Source organism: Candidimonas nitroreducens, assembly GCF_002209565.1.
Lineage (GTDB): Bacteria > Pseudomonadota > Gammaproteobacteria > Burkholderiales > Burkholderiaceae_B > Candidimonas > Candidimonas nitroreducens.
Genome location: NZ_NJIH01000018.1, coordinates 44,874 through 62,712, shown reverse-complemented (window position 1 = coordinate 62,712; position 17,839 = coordinate 44,874). Strand labels below are relative to the sequence as shown.

Sequence of the window (17,839 nt, the reverse complement as noted above, 5' to 3'; positions counted from 1 at the left end):
CGAGCAGGCCCCGGCCACGCTTGGCCGACAGCCGTCGAGCTTGCCCGCCGCGCGGGCGCTTCAGCGCACGATGATCTCGCGCAGCATTTCCACCAGCCGGTCGGCGTGGTCGGGGTCGAGCTTTTCCAGCACCCTGCGCTGGTGCTCCATGGCCTGCTCGCACAGCCCGCCGATGAGCCGCGAACCCTTGGGCGTGATCTTCACCAGAGTCTGGCGCCGGTCGGCGCGCGAGGACTTCAGGGTGACATAGCCCTCGGCTTCGAGCCCGGGCAGAACCTTGCTGAGCGTGGGCTGCTTGGTAACCGCCAATTCGGCCAGCACGCCTACCGTTTCACCTTCGCCTTCGAAGAGACTGCCGAGGATGCGCCATTCCGTGACGGTCAGGCCGGCCTTCCTGACTTCGACATGGAATTCCTCGGAAATCCGGTGGCTGGCGCGGGCCAGCACAGAGGCCAGGTAGCGGTGCACGAAACGGCTGGACGGATCGGGATCGGGCATTGGAGCGGCTCTGTTTCAGTATCTGAAAATCGTAGTCCAAAGCCGTCGAAGGCGTCAATATAATGGTTTGCACTTATATTCAAGCAGCTGTTATTTATATTAAATTTTCCAAATTCATGAATTTTCATATTTTCGTTGACAAGATTAATCTTCAACCCTAAAGTATTTGCAAACAGTGACGGCGGCATTTGAAGGGAGGCTGCGGCAGGGGTTCTGCCGGCCATGGCCCGAAGCCCTTCCCCGCACACGCGGCACAGGTGGCCGCACGGCGCCGACACCATACTGAAAGCCCGGAGACATCATGGCAGAGCGCTCATTCAAGAAGGAAGTCCAGCAGCTGCGCATCGGCGCCGGCGAGGAATTCCGCGGCGAAGGCATACTGGCGGTCACCAAGGCGCTGCTGCAGTCGGGCGTGGGCTATGTGGCCGGCTACCAGGGCTCGCCCATTTCCCATCTTATGGACGTGCTGGCCGACGCCCAGGAAATCCTCGAAGAACTGGGCGTGCACTTCGAGACCAGCGCCTCGGAAGCCACCGCCGCCGCCACCCTGGCGGCCTCGGTCATGTATCCGATACGCGGCGCGGTTACCTGGAAGTCCACCGTCGGCACCAACGTGGCCTCGGACGCCCTGGCCAACCTGGCCTCGGGCGGCGTCACCGGCGGCGCGCTGGTCATCGTCGGCGAAGACTACGGCGAAGGCTCCTCCATCATGCAGGAGCGCACCCACGCCTTCGCCATGAAGTCGCAGATCTGGCTGCTGGATCCGCGCCCCAACCTGGAAAGCATGGTCAAAGCGGTGGAAGACGGCTTCCAGTTGTCCGAGGCCAGCAATACGCCGGTGATCCTGCAGCTGCGCATCCGCGGCTGCCACGTGCACGGCCGCTTCACGGCCAAGGACAACCGCCGGCCCGAATTCAGCCTGCAGCAGGCGCTGGAAAACCCGCAGCGCGACGTCAACCGCATCGTGCTGCCGCCGGCCGCGTTCCTGCACGAACAGGAAAAGGTCAAGCAGCGCTGGCCCGCCGCCGTACGCTACATCCAGGAAAACCACCTCAACGAATTCTTCGACGGCGACGCCGGCGACATCGGCCTGATCCTGCAGGGCGGCCTGTACAACGGCGTCATCCGCGCGCTGCAGCTGCTGGGCCTGGCCGACCACTTCGGCAACAGCCGCATCCCGCTGTACGTGATGAACGTCACCTACCCGGTAATCGACGACGAGGTGCGCAGCTTCTGCCAGGGCAAGAAGGCCGTGCTGCTGCTGGAAGAAGGCCAGCCCAACTACATCGAACAGAATCTCAACACCATCCTGCGCCAGGCCGGCATCGACACCGCCCTGTCGGGCAAGGACGTGCTGCCGGTGGCCGGCGAATACACCACCGCGGCCATGCGCGACGGCCTGCAGAAATTCCTCGAGCGCCACCACCCCGGGCTGCTGCCGCGCCTCGACGTGCCGGGGGTTGCGGCCGCCGCGCCGCAGATGGAAATCAGCCAGGTCGCGCGGCCGCCCAAAGAACATGCCCTGGTGTTTCAAGAGCACGCCCAAAAGCTGGCGGCGGTCGTGCCGCCGCGTCCGGCGGGCTTCTGTACGGGCTGTCCCGAGCGGCCGATCTTCTCGGCCCTGACCCTGGCGCAGGAAAAACTCGGCGAACACCACGTCGCCTGCGACATCGGCTGCCACCTGTTTTCCATTCTGCCGCCGTTCAACCTGGGCGCCACCACCATGGGCTACGGCCTGGGGGCATCCAGTACCGCCGCCTTCAACGTGCCGTCTTCCAAGCGCCCCATTTCCATCATGGGCGACGGCGGCTTCTGGCACAACGGCCTGGCCTCGGGCATAGGCAACGCCGTCTTCAACAAGTACGACGGCGTCATCATCATCATCGACAACTATTATTCGGCCGCCACCGGCGGCCAGGACATCCCGTCCTCGCGCGCCCGGAACGACCACCGCGCCACCAACAACCCCATCGAAAACGCGGTGCGCGGCGTGGGCGTCAAGTGGGTGCGCACCCTGGATCGCACCTATGACGTCAAGCGCGGCGAAGCGCTGATCGAAGAAGCGCTGACCACCAAGGCAACCGGGCCCAAGGTCATCATCGCCCAGTCCGAATGCATGCTCAACAAGCAGCGCCGCGTCAAGCCGGCCTTCAACAAGGCCGTCAAGGAAGGCAAGCGCATGGTCAAGGAACGCTTCGGGGTCGACCCGGACGTCTGTAGCGGCGACCACGCCTGTATCCGGCTTTCCGGCTGCCCGTCCCTCAGCATCAAGGACAGCGGCGACCCGCTCAAGGAAGACCCGGTGGCATATGTCGACAACAGCTGCGTGGGCTGCGGCAATTGCGGCGAGGTCGCGGACGCGGCCGTGCTGTGCCCGTCGTTCTACCGCGCCGACATCGTGCACAACCCGAGCCGCTGGGATCAATTCCTGGCTCGCCTGCGCGGGCGCATCATCGGCTTCCTGCAGGCGCGCCGCGCGGCGTACCTGGAACACCATTCCCTGTAAGCATTCCCGCAAGGCGCCACCATGAACACCTCTCTGCATGCCGGCACCCCGATCAAGATCGCCATCCTGGCCATGGGCGGCCAGGGCGGCGGCGTACTGGCCGACTGGATCGTCGACATGGCCGAACACGCCCAATGGTGGGCGCAGGCCACATCGGTGCCGGGCGTGGCGCAGCGCACCGGGGCCACGGTGTACTACGTCGAACTGATGCCCGAGGCGGCCGTGCAGGCCGCCGGCAAGCCGCCCACCCTGGCCATGATGCCCACCGCGGGCGACGTCGACCTGGTGGTGGCCGCCGAACTCATGGAGGGCGGGCGCGCGCTGCAGCGCGGCTTCGTCACCCCCGACCGCACCGTGCTGATCTCTTCTTCGCACCGCAGCTACGCCGTGGGCGAGAAGGCGGCGCACGGCAACGGCATCGCCGACCCCAACAAGGTCATCGAGGCCGGCCGGGAAATCGCCAAGCGCTTCTTCTGCTTCGACCTGCAGGCGCTGGCCGACGAGGCCGGCAGCGTCATCAGCGCCAGCCTGTTCGGCGCCATTGCGGGCAGCGGCTCGCTGCCCTTCGCGCGCGAAGACTACGAGGCCACGATACGCCGCGCGGGCGTGGGCGTGAATGCCAGCCTGCGCGCCTTCGGCGCCGGCCACCACGCCGCCGCATCGGCCCCGGCCGCGCCCGCCGCCATCGACACCAGCCGGCCGCTGCCGGTCCTGCCCGACACCGCCGCCCACCCGCGCACCCGCCAGATGCTCGAAGAGCTCAAGCGCGACTTCCCGCCCGAGGCCCAGCCCATGATGCTGGCGGGCCTGCGCCGCATCCTAGAATTCCAGGATCTGCGCTATGGGCGCGAATACCTGGATCACATGCGCGACATCCGCGAGCTGGACGCGCAATTCGGCGGCACGGCCAAGTCCTGGGCGCTGACCGCCGCGGCGGCGCGCTACGTGGCCGTGGCCATGGCCTACGACGACGTGATCCGCGTCGCCGACCTGAAGACCCGCGGCGCGCGCTTCGAACGGGTGCGCCAGGAAGTCGGTGCCGCCCAGGATCAACTGGTCTACACCACCGAATACATGCATCCGCGCCTCGAAGAAATCTGCGGCACCATGCCGGCGTTCCTCGGCCGGCGCATCGAAAACTCGCCGGCGCTCAGCCGCTACCTGGGCCGGTTCTTCCGCAAGGGAAAGTTCCTGCGCAGCGGCACGCTGTCGGGCTTCCTGATGCTGTACGCGCTGGCGGGCATGCGGCGCTTCCGCCGCAGCACGCTGCGCCACAAGATCGAAATGCGCAGCCTGCACAACTGGCTCAAGCTGATCTCCGACACCGTGCACCACGACTACGACCTGGCGGTGGAAGTCGTCAATTGCCGGCGCCTGGTCAAGGGCTACAGCGACACCCATGCCCGCGGCGACAGCAAGTACCAGCGCCTGACGCTGGCCGCCAGCCAGTTGCTGGGCAGCGCCGACGCCGCGTCGCGCCTGCGGGCGCTGCGCGACGCGGCCCTGGCCGACGACAAGGGCAACAAGCTCGACGCCATGCTGGAACAGGAACTCAGGCCGGCGAACTGACCCTACGACAAACACCGGGCAAAGACGGCGTGCCGCCTGAGCCCCACGAACCGAAAGCATGCCGTGACCACGCTTACTCTTACCGTCTCCGCCGTCCAGGCCCTGACCCCCATCATCCGCTCCGTCATCCTGGAAACGGCCGACGGCGCCGCGCTGCCCGGCTACACGCCGGGCTCGCACCTGAAAGTGCACATTCCGGGCCAGCAAGAACCGCGCTGCTATTCCCTGGTCGGCCTGGATGCCGGCGCGGAAGACTTCGACGCGCCGCGCCGCTATTGCCTGGGCGTGCGCCTGGAAGACCCCAGTAGCGGCGGCTCGCGCCACATGCACCAGCTCAAGGCGGGCGACACACTGCAGGTCGAGGCGCCGAAGAACGATTTTCCGCTGCACCAGCCCGAACCCGGCGAAGACCCGGCCATCCTGATCGCCGGTGGCATAGGCATTACCCCCATCGCCTCGATGGCCGCCGCGCTCAAGGCCGCCGGCCGGCCCTTCGAGCTGCACTACTACGGCCGCAGCCTGGCGCAGATGGCCTACACCGCCGAACTGGCGGCGCAGCACGGCGGCAGCCTGCACCTGCACGCCGACGACGATGCCGCCACGCAGCTGCCGCTGGCCGAGCTGCTGGAACGCTTCCACAACGCGCAGCACCTGTATGTCTGCGGCCCCAAGGGCCTGATCGACCTGGTGGTGGAACAGTCGCACGGCAGGCACTGGCCGCATACGCACGTGCATTTCGAACTCTTCACCAGCGCCGCGCCGCAGGCCGGCGACCGCGCCTTCGAGGTCGAGCTGCGCCAGTCCGGCCAGGTGTTCCGGATACCGCCCGACAAGACCATACTCGAGGTGCTCGAAGAGGCCGGCTGCGACCCGCTGTACGACTGCAAGCGCGGCGAGTGCGGGGTCTGCCAGGTAACTGTGCTCGAAGGGGTGCCCGACCATCGCGACTATTACCTTTCCGACGACGAGCGAGCCGCGGGCAAGGTGATGCAGATCTGCATTTCACGCAGCCTCAGCGACCGCCTGGTTCTGGATCTATAAACCGCCGCAAAAATCTGTATACCGCCGTACACAGCATCCATAGCGTAGAGGTGCCACGATGAACTACCGCAACGATCCCGCCGCCCTGCGGGCGCTGGTGCGCCCCACCGAAGTACACAAAGACCTCTTCATCGACGACGAGGTGTTCGACCTGGAAATGGAGCGGCTCTTTGCCAACACCTGGGTGTATGTCGGGCACGACAGCCAGGTTCCCAACGTGGGCGACTTCTACACGACCACGGTAGGCACGCAGCCGGTAGTAATGGTGCGGCACACCGACAAGAGCGTGAAAGTGCTGTACAACCGCTGCCCGCACAAGGGCGTGAAGGTGGCCGGCGAAGGCTGCGGCAATACCGGCAAGTTCTTCCGCTGCCCCTACCATGCCTGGACATTCAAGACCGACGGCAAGCTGCTTTCGATCCCCCTGAAGAAAGGCTACGACCCCGAGGTCTTCGCGCAGTGCGAGGCCAGCCAGGGCATGGCCGCCGTGGAGAACGTGCGCGACTATCGCGGCTTCGTCTTCTGCCGCCTGAACCCCGCCGGCATGTCCTTCGAAGACTTTTTCGGCGAATCCTTGTCCACCCTCGACAATATGGTCGACCGCGCGCCGCAGGGCAGGCTCTCGGTAGCCGGCGCGCCGCTGCGCTACATGCACGACTGCAACTGGAAGATGCTGGTCGACAACCAGACCGACACCTGCCACCCCATGGTGGCGCACGAATCCTCGGCCGGCACCGCCGTCAAGGTCTGGGAAGGCGCCCCCGAAGGCACGCCCAAGCCCATGGCCGTAGAGCAATTCGCGCCCTTCATCTCGCCCTACGAGTTCTTCGAGAATATGGGCATACGCGTCTGGGAAAACGGCCACGGCCACACCGGCGTGCACAACTCCATACACGCCGCCTATTCCAGCGTGCCGGGCTACATGGAGGCCATGACCGAGGCCTATGGCGAAGAGCGCGCCCACCAGATCCTGGCCGACACGCGCCACAACACCACGTACTTTCCCAACATCATGGTCAAGGGGCCGATCCAGACGCTGCGCATCTTCAAGCCGCTGGCCGCCGACAAGACCCTGGTCGAGTCCTGGGCCTTCCGCCTGGAAGGCGCGCCCGACCTGCTGCTGGAACGCACCCTGATGTACAACCGCCTGATCAACGCCCCCACCTCGGTGGTGGGGCACGACGACCTCGAAGTCTACGAGCGCTCGCAGCATGGCCTGCACTCGCGCGGCCGCGACTGGGTCAATGTGGCGCGGCTCTATGACCCCGGCGAGGCCGGCCGCAAGAACGAGGCCACCAACGGCACCAGCGAATGGCAGATGCGCAACCAGTATCAAGCGTGGGCGCGCTTCATGGCGCCCGGCGCACAGGAGCAAGCATGAAATCGTATAGCCCCGACGAGCTTATCGACTTCGTCTACACCGAGGCGCGGCTGCTGGACGAGCAGCAATTCGAAGCCTGGCTCGACCTGTATGCCGAAGACGGCCATTACTGGATGCCGCTGGAACATGGCCAGACCGACCCGCGCCTGCAGCCTTCGCTGATGTACGAAGACAAGCTGCTGCTGCAGGTGCGGGTCGAGCGCCTGGCGGGCCTGCGCACCTATTCCCAGCAGCCGCGCAGCCGCAGCCACCACCTGCTGCAGCGGCCCAGCATCGAGACCACGCAGCCCTGGCACCAGCCCGAACAAGGCCAGTATGCGCTGCGCGCGGCCTTCCACTATGTCGAGACGCGGCTCGACCTGCAGACGCTGTACGCGGGCTGGGCCGGCTACGAACTTGTCGCCGGCGAGCAGGGGCTGCGCATCCACCAGAAACGCATCGACCTGGTCAATTGCGATGCATCGTTCCGCAGCATCCAGCTGTTCATGTAGGCCCGGGGCCTGTACCACAATGACGCTTCCTGACACCGTCTACCGCGCCTATGCCCACAGCGCCGCCCAGTGGCCCGACCACGCCTTCCTGTACGTGATGCCCGAAACCGCGGGCATCTACGGCATCGAGGCGGGCGAGATCCACTACCGGCCCTTCCTGGAACGCATCGACGCCCTCAAGGCGCGCTACGCACAGGCCGGCTACGGCCACGGCCATCGCGCCGGGCTGCTGCTGGAAAACCGGCCGGCCTTCTTCCTGCACTGGTTTGCCTTGAACGCGCTGGGCGTGTCGGTCGTGCCCATCAACGCCGAACTGCGCGCCGCCGAACTGGAATACCTGGTCGGGCACTCCGAGATCTGCGTGGCCATCGCACTGCCCAGCCACCAGCAGGCGCTGCGCGCCGCGGCACAGGCCGCGGGCCGGCAACTGGCCGTGATAGGCCCCGACGATGCGCCGCCGGCCGCGCTGCAGCCCGCCCCCCTGGCCGCGCGCCCCGTGGACAGCGCCAGCGAATGCGCGCTGCTGTATACCTCGGGCACCACCGGCAGGCCCAAGGGCTGCATCCTGCCCAACGAATACTTCCTGCACGCCGGCCGCTGGTATGCCGCGGCGGGCGGCCTGGCGCACCTGCGCCCCGGCGCCGAGCGCATGCTCACGCCCCTGCCGCTGGTGCACATGAACGCCATGGCCACCTCGTCCATGGCCATGGTGGTCAGCGGCGGCTGCCTGATCCCCATCGACCGCTTCCATCCGCGCAGCTGGTGGGACACGGTGCGCGAGTCGCGCGCCACCATCGTCCACTACCTGGGCGTCATGCCGGCCATTCTGATGAAGGCCGAACCCTCGCCACGCGATACCGAGCACCAGGTGCGCTTCGGCTTTGGCGCCGGCATAGACCGCACGCTGCACGAACCATTCGAGCGGCGCTTCGGCTTTCCGCTGCTCGAAGCCTGGGCCATGACGGAAACCGGCTCGGGCGCGGTCATCATCGCCAACCATGAACCGCGCCACATCGGCACCAGTTGCTTCGGCAAGGAAGAACCCGAGGTGCTGGTGCGCATCGTCAACGATGCCGGCCAGCCCGCCGCCGTGGACGAAAACGGCGAGCTGCTGGTGCGCCACGGCGGCGACAATCCGCGCTTCGGCTTCTTCGCCGGCTACCTGAAGGACGAGGCGGCCACCCGCGAAGCCTGGGAAGGCGGCTGGTTCCACACCGGCGACATCGTGCGCCGCAACGCGCAGGGCTATCTGCATTTCGTGGATCGCAAGAAGAACGTGATCCGGCGCAGCGGCGAGAACATCGCCGCGGTGGAAGTCGAAAGCGTGCTGTTGCAGCACCCCGCGGTGAAGGCCGCGGCGGTGGCTGCGGTGCCCGACCCGGTGCGCGGCGACGAGGTGCTGGCCTGCGTGGTATGCGCCGAGCCGCCCGCGCCCGGCCAGGCGCAAAGCCTGGCGCGCGACATCGTGGCCTGGAGCCTGACGCAGCTGGCCTATTACAAGGTGCCGGGCTATGTGGCCTTTGTCGATGCGCTGCCGCTGACGGCCACCAACAAAATACAGCGCGGCGAGCTCAAGAAGCTGGCACCGACGCTGCCGGGCACGGCGCTGTGCGTGGACACCTGCGCGATGAAGAAGCGCCAGGAGGTCACACCGTGACGGCCGCCCGCAAGAGCTACGAAGGCGTAGTCGCCTGCCTGCCGGTGAGCCTGCCCTATGTGCGCTACTCGATACGCAGCGCCCACTGGTGGCTGGGCCGCGCCCTAGGCGCCCTGGTGCGCGGCGCCGGCCTGGCCAAGCAAGACATCGACGGGCTGAGCGTCTCCAGCTTCACCCTGGCGCCCGACACCGCCGTCGGGCTGGTGCAGCACCTGGACATGAGCCCGCGCTGGCTCGACCACATCCCCATGGGCGGCGCCAGCGGCGTGGTGGCGCTGCGCCGCGCGGCGCGCGCCGTGCAGGCGGGCGACGCCGACATCGTCGCCTGCCTGGCCGGCGACGCCAACCACGTCGACTCGTTCCGCCATACGCTCAGCCAGTTCTCGCGCTTCGCGCAAGACGCGGTCTACCCCTACGGCGCCGGCGGCCCCAATGCCAGCTTCGCCCTGCTTACCACCCACTACATGCGGCAGACCGGCGCCACGCGCGAGGACTTCGGCAAGCTGTGCGTGGCGCAGCGCGACAACGCCCTGCGCTACCCGCAGGCCCTGATGAAGAAGCCGCTCAGCCTGCGGCAGTACCTGGACGCGCGCCTGATCACGGAACCCATCCACCTGTTCGATTGCGTCATGCCCTGCGCCGGCGCCGAGGCCTTCCTGATCATGAGCGCAGACCGGGCCCGCCGGCTCGGCCTGCCCGCGGTGCGCATTCTGTCCACCATCGAACGGCACAATGCCTGGACGGAAGACCCCATACAGATGCGCGGCGGCTGGGCCATGGATCGCGACGCCTTCTACGAACACGCCGGCGTCGGGCCGGGCGACGTCGATTTCATGCAGGCCTACGACGACTACCCGGTGATCAACATGATGCAGATCGAAGACTTGGGCTTCTGCCCCAAGGGCGAGGCGCCCCGCTTCGTGCGCGAACACACCTTCACCGTAGACGGCAGCTTCCCCTTCAATACCAACGGCGGCCAGCTTTCGGTCGGCCAAGCCGGCGCCGCCGGCGGCTATCTCGGCATGGTCGAGGCCTTGCGCCAGCTTACCGGCAGCGCCGCCGGCACCCAGGTGGCCGGCGCCCATATCGGCCTGGTCAGCGGCTTCGGCATGATCAACTACGACCGCGGCCTGTGCACCGGCGCGGCGCTGCTGGCCCGGAGCGACGCATGACCCAGCCACTTTCCCGGCCTCCGAAAAAGAACCCCATGGCGCGCACGCGGCAGCCGACGCTGCCGCCGTCCACGCGCAGCCGGCGCACGCTGGGCCTGACCGCCGCGGCTGCCGCGGGCCGCTTCGAGCTGCAGATCTGCGCCGACTGCGGCGCCGTGCAGTACCCGCCGCGCGAGGTCTGCCGCAACTGCCTGTCCGAACACCTCGAATGGCGCGCGGTCGACCCGGCCGGCACGCTGCTGGTCAGCACCACGCTGCATCACAGCAACGATCTGTATTTCCGCGAGCGCCTGCCCTGGCGCATCGGCACGGTGCGCATGGCGGCCGGCCCCTCGGTCATCGCCCACGTGCACGGCGATTGCCGCGACGGCGACCAGGTCAGGCTGTCCCTCAAACTCGATCGCAGCGGCCAGGCCGTGATGATCGCCCTACCCGTACAGGCCACGCCCGACATGGAAGACGACCCCACCCTGCGCGAAACCTCCTGCGACCCGAAATTCCGCCGCGCCCTGGTCACCGACGGCAAGACGCCGGTGGGCATGGCGGTGGCCCGCGCCCTGCTCGAGGCCGGCGCCACCACGGTATTCGTGGGCGACCCCGAAACCTGGAAGCGCTCGGCGGCCTTCGACGCCCTGTGCCAGGATCCGCGCATCCAGGCGCAGCCGCTGAACGTCACCGACAGCGATTCGGTCGAGCGCATCTCGCGCTCGATCGGCGGCAAGGTCGAGATCCTGGTCAACACCGCCGGCTATGAACGCGACGGCGGGGTGCTGTACAACCGCGACCTGAACAAGGCGCGCGACGCGCTGGACGTGAACTGCATGGGCCTGCTGCGGCTGGCGCAGCACTTCGGCCCGGCCATGGCCGGGCGCGCGGCCGACGGCGTGAACAGCGCCGTGGCCTGGGTCAATGTGCTGACCATCTATGCGCACATCAACTTGCCGGCGCGCGGCCTCTGGTCGGCCTCGATGGCGGCGGCGCTTTCGGTGGCGCAATGCCTGCGCCACGAAATGCGCCAGTCGGGCGTGCGGGTGGTGAACGTCTTTCCCGGCCCGGTGGATCACGAATGGGAGCAGCTCACGCCGCCGCCGCGGGTCAGCCCCAAGGCGATCGCCGACGCCGTGGTGCAGGCGCTGCGCAGCGGCACGGAAGACGCCTACGTCGGCGACGTGGCGCGCGAATTCGTCGAACGCCTGCACGACAACCCCAAGGGCCTGGAACGCGAACTGGGCCAATAACCCCCCACACCAGCGCCGCGCGGCGCACCGCGCGGCCTTTTGACGGAGACACCATGAGCACCCCTGTCCTGACACAATTCATGTCGGAACTCGCCGCGGGCAGCATCCGCATCGTCGATCTGACCGAGACCCTGTCGCCCGATTTCCCCACCATCGTGCTGCCGCCGGAATTCGGCCAGGCCTGGCCCTTCCGCATCGAAGAGATCTCGCGCTACGACGAGCGCGGCCCGGCCTGGTACTGGAACAACTTTTCCTGCTCGGAGCACACCGGCACCCACTTCGACGCGCCGGTGCACTGGGTCAGCGGCAAAGATCAGCCCGACAACACCGTGGACACCATCCCCATACAGGCCTTCATCGCCGAGGCGGCGGTCATAGACTGCTCGGCCGAATCGCGCGAGAACGCCGACTTCCTGCTGACGGTGGACTTCGTACGGCAGTGGGAAGAACGCCACGGCCGCATCAAGCCGCGCTCCTGGGTGCTGATGCGCACCGACTGGTCCAAGCGCGCCAAGCCGGAAGACTATCTGAACATGCGCGAAGACGGCGCGCACTCGCCCGGCCCGGATGCGCAGGTCGTGCCCTGGCTCATCAAGGAACGCGACGTGCACGGCTTCGGCACCGAATCGGTGGGCACCGACACCGGGCAGGCGCAGCACCTGGATCCGCCCTTCCCCTGCCACTATTTCATGCACGGCAACAACCGCTACGGCCTGCAGTGCCTGACCAATCTCGACCAGCTGCCGCCGACCGGGGCGGTGATCTTCTCGGCGCCGCTGAAGATCCGGCGCGGTTCGGGCAGCCCGCTGCGCGTGCTGGCGCTGACGCCGCAAGCTTGATGTGGATTTGCAATGACAGCGGCGGGCCGGCCCTTACGCCTCGCCGCACCGCCCGCGGCCGCAGCCCGGCACCGGGCTTCCCAACGCCACCGCCGCAATGCGGCTTTCGTCCTGACTGCAAGCCTGTCTGAAACCGGAGGATCATCTTGCCAAATTCCCATACAGCCGTCGTCACCGGCGGCAGCGCCGGCATCGGCGCCGAGATCTGCCGCCAGATGCTGGAGGCCGGCTACGAAGTCGTTTCTGTGGCACGCCGCGCCCCCGAGCACAGCCGTCCGCGGCTGCACTCGCTGGAGGTGGATCTGCTCGACCCGCAAGCCGTGCAGCAGGCCGCGGCGCAGCTTGCCGGCGAACACCAGGTGACGCACTTCGTGCACAACGCCGGAGTGATCTGGCCGCACCTGCTGCCCGACGTGACCCTGGACGAGCTGCAGGGCCTGACCCAGCTGCACCTGGGCTCGGCGATCACGCTGGCCCAGGCCTTCCTGCCCGGCATGCGCCAGCGCCGCTTCGGCCGCATCGTGCTGATGTCCTCGCGCGGCGCGCTGGGCCTGCAGACCCGCACGGCCTATTCCGCCACCAAGGCCGGCATGATAGGCATGGCGCGCACCTGGGCGCTGGAGCTGGCCCCCGAAGGCATCACGGTCAACGTCGTCGCCCCCGGGCCGATCCAGACCGACATGTTCTACGACGTGGTGGACGCCGGCAGCGAACGCGAGCGCAACATCGCCCGCGGCATCCCGGTGCAGCGCCTGGGCCGCGCCGACGACGTGGCGCGCGCGGTCATGTTCTTCGCCGACCCCGCCAATGAATTCGTCACCGGGCAGACGCTGTATGTCTGCGGCGGCGCCAGCATAGGATCGATCACGATATGACGCCGGCCGCCGCGGTAGGCTGCGGCACCGGCTGTGGCCGTGGCACAGACTGCGGTCGCGGCTGCGGCGGCCCGCCAGCGCAATGGCCGGCGGGCGCAACATCTTTTATTTCAAGCATGAACTACTTATACTTGATGCCCTGGCTGCGCCGCGGCCCAAGCCCGAGCCGGCGGGCACCGGGCAATATGCACCGGGCCGCCGGCAGGCGGGCGCAGCCCCGGGCCTGCGGCCTGGGGCTGCCTCACCCTGAATCATCCACTACTATTCCAACCCACACCTGTCACCTGGAGACAACGCCATGCTATTGAAGACACTCGCCACTGCCGCAGCCGTCGCTGCGGCCCTGGCCGCCACTCCGGCTCTGGCCCAGCTCAAGATCGGCGTGGTCACGTCGGCCACCGGCCCGACCGCGCTGGTGGGCATCCCGCAAAAAAATACCGTGGCCCTGCTGCCCAAGAAGATCGGCGGCCTCGACGTGCAATACATTTCGCTGGACGACGCCAGCGACCCGACGCAGACAGTCACCGACTTCAAGAAGCTGATCTCCGAAGAAAAGGTCGACGCCATCATCGGGCCCTCGGGCTCGCCCAATGCCATGGGCGTGATCCAGTTCGCCGCCGAATCCGGCACGCCGATGCTGGCGCCAGTGGGCACGGCCGCGGTGGTGCTGCCGATGACGCCGCAAAAGAAATGGGTGTTCAAGACCACCCAGAACGACGACATCATTGCCAAGGCGCTGGTCGACCACATGGTCAAGACGCACGTCAAGACGGTGGGCTTCATAGGCCTGAACGATGCCTTCGGCGAGAACTGGCTGAAGGTATTCGGCAATCTGGCCAAGCAGCACAATATCAAGCTGGTGGCCACCGAACGCTATCAGCGCTCGGACAGCAGCGTCACCGGCCAGGCGCTGAAGATCTATGCCGCCAAGCCGGATGCGGTGCTGATCGCCGGCACCGGCGGCGCGGCGGTGCTGCCCGAGGTCACGCTGGCCAAGCAGGGCTACAAAGGCACGTTCTACCAGACGCACGGCGCGGCGCTGCCGGCTTTCCTGAAGCTGGGCGGCAAGTATGTCGACGGCACGGTGCTGGCGGCCAGCCTGATGCTGGTGCTGCCCGAGATTCCGGACAGCAATCCGTCGAAGAAGGTGGCCGAGAAATACATTGCCGCCTATGAGAAGCTGTACGGCCAGAAGCCGGCGACGTTCGGCGCCAATGTGTACGATGCGGGGTTGCTGCTGGAACGCGCGGTGCCTGTGGCCGAGAAGACAGCCAAGCCCGGCACCAAAGAGTTCCGCAGCGCGCTGCGCAGCGCCCTGGAAAACGTGCACGAGCTGGTGGCCACTCAGGGGGTGTACAACATGACGCCCGAAGACCACAGCGGCTTCGACGACCGCGGCCGCGAGCTGATCACGGTCAAGGACGGGCAGTGGAAGCTGCTGAAGTAATAGGTGGCTTCATGTAGTGATGCGCGGGGCTTCCGAGCCCCGCGCCGCGTCTGGCGCCTCGTTGGGCGCTGCACTATGCGGTACAGGCCCGATTCTTCCAGCCGCGGCCTGGAATCGCGGGCGGCTCCTTACGGCTCGATAACCCACTCGCCTGCGCGAGCTGCCCGGTCTTCTCCGCTCGTGTCGTAACACGAATTCCCGGGTAGTTCGCCTCTTTGCGTATATCGATAGCTCGCACCGTTTCAGGCCGGAACACAATTCCATCACCGCCTTCGATTTTGCAGAGCTCTTGGAACACCACGATCAGTTCTGACACTTCCGCCGGCATGAATCCCAACAGGTCGGCATCGTGTGTCGGGTGTTGCGGCACGTCGAACCAGAAGTCAAAAAGCAAGACCCCTTTGAGCAGAAACTGATCTCAATACGCAGAGATGCTCAGGCGGTACAACATCCGCTCCAAGGCATACCGTGTCAATAGCAGGTTGAAGTCCTTCTTGCCGGCACGGGCCTTGTTGAGCAGTCTTGCACGCACGGATGCAGCGACATTGCGGGAACTGGCCGTCATTCCAGGCTTTCCAGATAAGGACGCATCACGTTGGCAACGCGGCAGAGCTTGGCATAGCGCCTAATTTCGCCGCTGGTCATGCGCTTAGCGCGCCATGCCCAGCGGCTCCAGATCTCGGGCGCGGATCAACCCCGCGTTACGAGCCATCGCCAGCAGCTTGTCGATCGCGGTATCCATATCTGAATATGGTTCCAATTCATCGGCTTATGTCAATAAAAGCCTATGTATTGGAACATCAGGCATCTGGCTGGAAAGGATATGCCTGGCCTCACAGTCAAGCCCGCAGCCGCTCTGCATGAAAGGCGATGTGGTCGCGGATGAAGGTGGTGATGAAGTAGTAGCCGTGATCGTAGCCGGCGTGGCGCCGCAGGGTCAGGGGCTGTGCGGCCCGCGCGCAGGCAGCCTCGAAGGCTTCGGGGTGCAGTTGTTCGGCCAGGAAGCCATCGTCCAGGCCTTGGTCGATCAGGATGCCCTCGGGAAAGGGGCAATGCGCGCGCTCCATCAGGCGCGAGGCGTCGTGGCCGGCCCAGTCTTGCGGGTCGGGGCCGAGGTAGGCGCCGAAGGCCTTGCGGCCCCAGGGGCACAGGCTGGGTGCGGCGATGGGCGCGAAGGCCGAGACCGAGCGGAACAGGCCGGGATGGCGCTGTGCCAGCACCAGGGCGCCGTGGCCGCCCATGGAATGTCCGCAGATGCCGACGCGGCCCGCGTCGCCCGGCAGGACGGTGGCGGCGATGCGCAGCAGTTCGTCGCAGATATAGCTTTCCATGCGATAGGCGCGGCTCCAGGGCTCGCACACGGCGTCGAGGTAGAAGCCGGCGCCGGTGCCGAAGTCCCAGTCGTCGTCCTCGCCCGGGATGCCGGCGCCGCGCGGGCTGGTGTCGGGTGCCACCAGCATCAGGCCGTGCTCGGCCGCATAGCGCTGGGCGTTGGCCTTGACCATGAAGGTTTCTTCGGTGCAGGTCAGGCCGGCCAGGCAGAACAGCACCGGCACCCGGCCCTTCTCGGCCTGCGCCGGGATGAACACGGAAAAACGCATGGGCAGGCCGATCGCCGCGGAAGCATGGCGATAGAAGCGCTGCCGCCCGGCGAAGCAGCCGTGCTCGCCGAGCAGTTCGAGCGCATCGGCGCCGCCTTGCTGACCTTGCTGACCTTGCTGACCTTGCTGACCTTGCTGACCTTGCTGACCTTGCTGGCTTTGCTGGCTTTGCGGAGCCTGCGGTTCTTGCGGATCGCCTGCCATCAGTACAGCACCACCGAACGTATCGATTCGCCGCGGTGCATCAGGTCGAAGCCCTCGTTGATGCGCTCCAGCGGCAGCGTATGAGTAATGAGGTCGTCGATGTTGAGGCGGCCTTCCATGTACCAGTCGACGATCTTCGGCACATCGGTGCGGCCGCGCGCGCCGCCGAAGGCGCTGCCCTTCCATTGCCGCCCGGTGACCAGCTGGAACGGCCGGGTGGAGATCTCGGCCCCGGCCTCGGCCACGCCGATGATGATGGACTGGCCCCAACCCTTGTGGCAGCATTCCAGCGCCTGGCGCATGACCTTGGTATTGCCTATGCATTCGAAGGAATAATCGGCGCCGCCGTCGGTCAGGGCGATGATGTGGTCGACCACGTTCCCGACTTCGCTGGGATTGATGAAGTCGGTCATGCCGAACTGGCGCGCCAGCGCCTCGCGCGCGGGGTTCAGATCCACGCCTATGATCTTGCCGGCGCCCACCATTTTGGCGCCCTGGATGACGTTCAGCCCGATGCCGCCCAGACCGAACACCACCACATTGGCGCCGGCCTCGACCTTGGCGGTGAACACCACGGCGCCCACGCCGGTGGTGACGCCGCAGCCGATGTAGCAGACCTTGTCGAAGGGCGCATCGTCGCGAATGCGGGCCAGGGCGATTTCCGGCACCACGATGTGGTTGGAAAACGTGGACGTGCCCATGTAGTGGTGCACAGGCTTGCCGCCCACCGTGAAGCGCGAGGTGCCGTCGGGCATCAGGCCCTTGCCCTGCGTGGCGCGGATGGCCTGGCACAGATTGGTCTTGCGCGACAGGCAGAATTTGCACTGACGGCATTCTGGCGTGTACAGCGGAATGACGTGGTCGCCGGCCTTGACGGAAGTCACGCCCGGCCCGGTCTCCAGCACCACGCCGGCGCCCTCGTGGCCCAGGATGGACGGGAAGATACCCTCGGGGTCAGCGCCCGAGAGCGTGTAATAGTCGGTGTGGCAGATGCCGGTGGCCTTGACTTCCACCAGCACTTCGCCCGCCTTGGGGCCTTGCAGTTCCACGTCTTCGATGGTCAGGGGAGCCCCCGACTTCCATGCGATGGCTGCTTTGGTCTTCATGTGCACTCCTGCTTGCGGGTTCGATGATCCGCCGCCCCGGCAGGGCCGTCACAGGCCCAGGCCGGTCGGCCTGCCCATAGTATATAGACAGAGGCGGAAAAACCGCCGGCCCCGCATGTGCCCACGGCAATGCCATGGCTTCTCAAGGGGAAAACATGCCCATGCCCTACACGGCCTGGCCACCGCACAGGCAAGCGGACATTTCACGAGCTAT

Annotated in this window: 16 protein-coding genes; 11 read left to right on the top strand and 5 right to left on the bottom strand. The window is 66.7% G+C overall.

Going from position 1 to position 17,839, the window contains the following annotated elements:
• Positions 1-60: 60 nt before the first annotated feature.
• Positions 61-498 carry a MarR family winged helix-turn-helix transcriptional regulator gene (locus tag CEY11_RS23515; protein WP_088605870.1) on the bottom strand — a complete coding sequence of 146 codons (438 nt, stop codon included), beginning with the start codon at positions 496-498 and terminating at the stop codon, positions 61-63.
• Between the two features lie 301 nt (positions 499-799).
• Here CEY11_RS23515 and CEY11_RS23510 point away from each other — a divergent pair, with 301 nt between their 5' ends.
• The 11 genes from CEY11_RS23510 to CEY11_RS23460 all read left to right on the top strand — a co-directional run bounded on the left by CEY11_RS23510 (position 800) and on the right by CEY11_RS23460 (position 14,714).
• Complete coding sequence (locus CEY11_RS23510) at positions 800-3,004, top strand: indolepyruvate ferredoxin oxidoreductase subunit alpha (RefSeq protein ID WP_088605869.1); 2,205 nt, start codon at positions 800-802, stop codon at positions 3,002-3,004.
• Between the two features lie 21 nt (positions 3,005-3,025).
• Positions 3,026-4,573, top strand: coding sequence for an indolepyruvate oxidoreductase subunit beta family protein (locus tag CEY11_RS23505; protein ID WP_088605868.1), 1,548 nt, complete (start codon positions 3,026-3,028; stop codon positions 4,571-4,573).
• 63 nt (positions 4,574-4,636) lie between these two features.
• Positions 4,637-5,614, top strand: coding sequence for a PDR/VanB family oxidoreductase (locus CEY11_RS23500; RefSeq protein WP_088605867.1), 978 nt, complete (start codon positions 4,637-4,639; stop codon positions 5,612-5,614).
• Between the two features lie 58 nt (positions 5,615-5,672).
• Positions 5,673-6,995, top strand: a complete 1,323-nt coding sequence (locus tag CEY11_RS23495; protein WP_088605866.1) for an aromatic ring-hydroxylating dioxygenase subunit alpha — start codon at positions 5,673-5,675, stop codon at positions 6,993-6,995.
• Positions 6,992-7,486 (top strand): aromatic-ring-hydroxylating dioxygenase subunit beta, encoded by a 495-nt coding sequence (locus CEY11_RS23490; RefSeq protein WP_088605865.1) that lies wholly within the window; start codon positions 6,992-6,994, stop codon positions 7,484-7,486. The genes CEY11_RS23495 and CEY11_RS23490 overlap by 4 nt, the downstream gene beginning before the upstream one ends.
• A gap of 19 nt (positions 7,487-7,505) precedes the next feature.
• Positions 7,506-9,143, top strand: coding sequence for an AMP-binding protein (locus CEY11_RS23485; RefSeq protein ID WP_088605864.1), 1,638 nt, complete (start codon positions 7,506-7,508; stop codon positions 9,141-9,143).
• Positions 9,140-10,315, top strand: coding sequence for a thiolase family protein (locus CEY11_RS23480; protein WP_088605863.1), 1,176 nt, complete (start codon positions 9,140-9,142; stop codon positions 10,313-10,315). Before CEY11_RS23485 ends, CEY11_RS23480 begins: the two co-directional genes overlap by 4 nt.
• Positions 10,312-11,553 carry an SDR family NAD(P)-dependent oxidoreductase gene (locus CEY11_RS23475; RefSeq protein WP_088605862.1) on the top strand — a complete coding sequence of 414 codons (1,242 nt, stop codon included), beginning with the start codon at positions 10,312-10,314 and terminating at the stop codon, positions 11,551-11,553. The genes CEY11_RS23480 and CEY11_RS23475 overlap by 4 nt, the downstream gene beginning before the upstream one ends.
• Positions 11,554-11,606: 53 nt before the next feature.
• The gene (locus CEY11_RS23470) at positions 11,607-12,392 is read left to right on the top strand and encodes a cyclase family protein (RefSeq protein ID WP_088605861.1); all 786 of its coding nucleotides are present in this window, start codon (positions 11,607-11,609) and stop codon (positions 12,390-12,392) included.
• Between the two features lie 146 nt (positions 12,393-12,538).
• Positions 12,539-13,267, top strand: coding sequence for an SDR family NAD(P)-dependent oxidoreductase (locus CEY11_RS23465; protein ID WP_088605860.1), 729 nt, complete (start codon positions 12,539-12,541; stop codon positions 13,265-13,267).
• A gap of 298 nt (positions 13,268-13,565) precedes the next feature.
• A complete protein-coding gene (locus CEY11_RS23460) occupies positions 13,566-14,714 on the top strand; it encodes an ABC transporter substrate-binding protein (protein WP_088605859.1) in 1,149 nt (382 codons plus the stop codon).
• Positions 14,715-14,787: 73 nt separating this feature from the next.
• Here CEY11_RS23460 and CEY11_RS23455 read toward each other — a convergent pair whose 3' ends face one another.
• The 4 genes from CEY11_RS23455 to CEY11_RS23440 all read right to left on the bottom strand — a co-directional run bounded on the left by CEY11_RS23455 (position 14,788) and on the right by CEY11_RS23440 (position 17,625).
• Complete coding sequence (locus tag CEY11_RS23455) at positions 14,788-15,123, bottom strand: hypothetical protein (protein ID WP_332888382.1); 336 nt, start codon at positions 15,121-15,123, stop codon at positions 14,788-14,790.
• Between the two features lie 9 nt (positions 15,124-15,132).
• The gene (locus tag CEY11_RS25475; RefSeq protein ID WP_158215426.1) at positions 15,133-15,279 is read right to left on the bottom strand and encodes a hypothetical protein; all 147 of its coding nucleotides are present in this window, start codon (positions 15,277-15,279) and stop codon (positions 15,133-15,135) included.
• Positions 15,280-15,553: 274 nt separating this feature from the next.
• On the bottom strand, positions 15,554-16,519 hold the full coding sequence (gene fghA, locus CEY11_RS23445) for an S-formylglutathione hydrolase (RefSeq protein ID WP_088605857.1): 966 nt from the start codon (positions 16,517-16,519) through the stop codon (positions 15,554-15,556).
• On the bottom strand, positions 16,519-17,625 hold the full coding sequence (locus CEY11_RS23440) for an S-(hydroxymethyl)glutathione dehydrogenase/class III alcohol dehydrogenase (protein WP_088605856.1): 1,107 nt from the start codon (positions 17,623-17,625) through the stop codon (positions 16,519-16,521). The genes fghA and CEY11_RS23440 overlap by 1 nt, the downstream gene beginning before the upstream one ends.
• Between the last annotated feature and the right edge of the window lie 214 nt (positions 17,626-17,839).

Excerpts from the sequence above, each read along its gene's own strand:
- CEY11_RS23515 (WP_088605870.1), bottom strand. The coding sequence starts at position 498 with ATGCCCGATCCCGATCCGTCCAGCCGTTTCGTGCACCGCTACCTGGCC.
- CEY11_RS23510 (WP_088605869.1), top strand. The coding sequence starts at position 800 with ATGGCAGAGCGCTCATTCAAGAAGGAAGTCCAGCAGCTGCGCATCGGC.
- CEY11_RS23505 (WP_088605868.1), top strand. The coding sequence starts at position 3,026 with ATGAACACCTCTCTGCATGCCGGCACCCCGATCAAGATCGCCATCCTG.
- CEY11_RS23495 (WP_088605866.1), top strand. The coding sequence starts at position 5,673 with ATGAACTACCGCAACGATCCCGCCGCCCTGCGGGCGCTGGTGCGCCCC.
- CEY11_RS23490 (WP_088605865.1), top strand. The coding sequence starts at position 6,992 with ATGAAATCGTATAGCCCCGACGAGCTTATCGACTTCGTCTACACCGAG.
- CEY11_RS23485 (WP_088605864.1), top strand. The coding sequence starts at position 7,506 with ATGACGCTTCCTGACACCGTCTACCGCGCCTATGCCCACAGCGCCGCC.
- CEY11_RS23475 (WP_088605862.1), top strand. The coding sequence starts at position 10,312 with ATGACCCAGCCACTTTCCCGGCCTCCGAAAAAGAACCCCATGGCGCGC.
- CEY11_RS23470 (WP_088605861.1), top strand. The coding sequence starts at position 11,607 with ATGAGCACCCCTGTCCTGACACAATTCATGTCGGAACTCGCCGCGGGC.
- CEY11_RS23460 (WP_088605859.1), top strand. The coding sequence starts at position 13,566 with ATGCTATTGAAGACACTCGCCACTGCCGCAGCCGTCGCTGCGGCCCTG.
- CEY11_RS25475 (WP_158215426.1), bottom strand. The coding sequence starts at position 15,279 with ATGACGGCCAGTTCCCGCAATGTCGCTGCATCCGTGCGTGCAAGACTG.
- fghA (WP_088605857.1), bottom strand. The coding sequence starts at position 16,519 with ATGGCAGGCGATCCGCAAGAACCGCAGGCTCCGCAAAGCCAGCAAAGC.
- CEY11_RS23440 (WP_088605856.1), bottom strand. The coding sequence starts at position 17,625 with ATGAAGACCAAAGCAGCCATCGCATGGAAGTCGGGGGCTCCCCTGACC.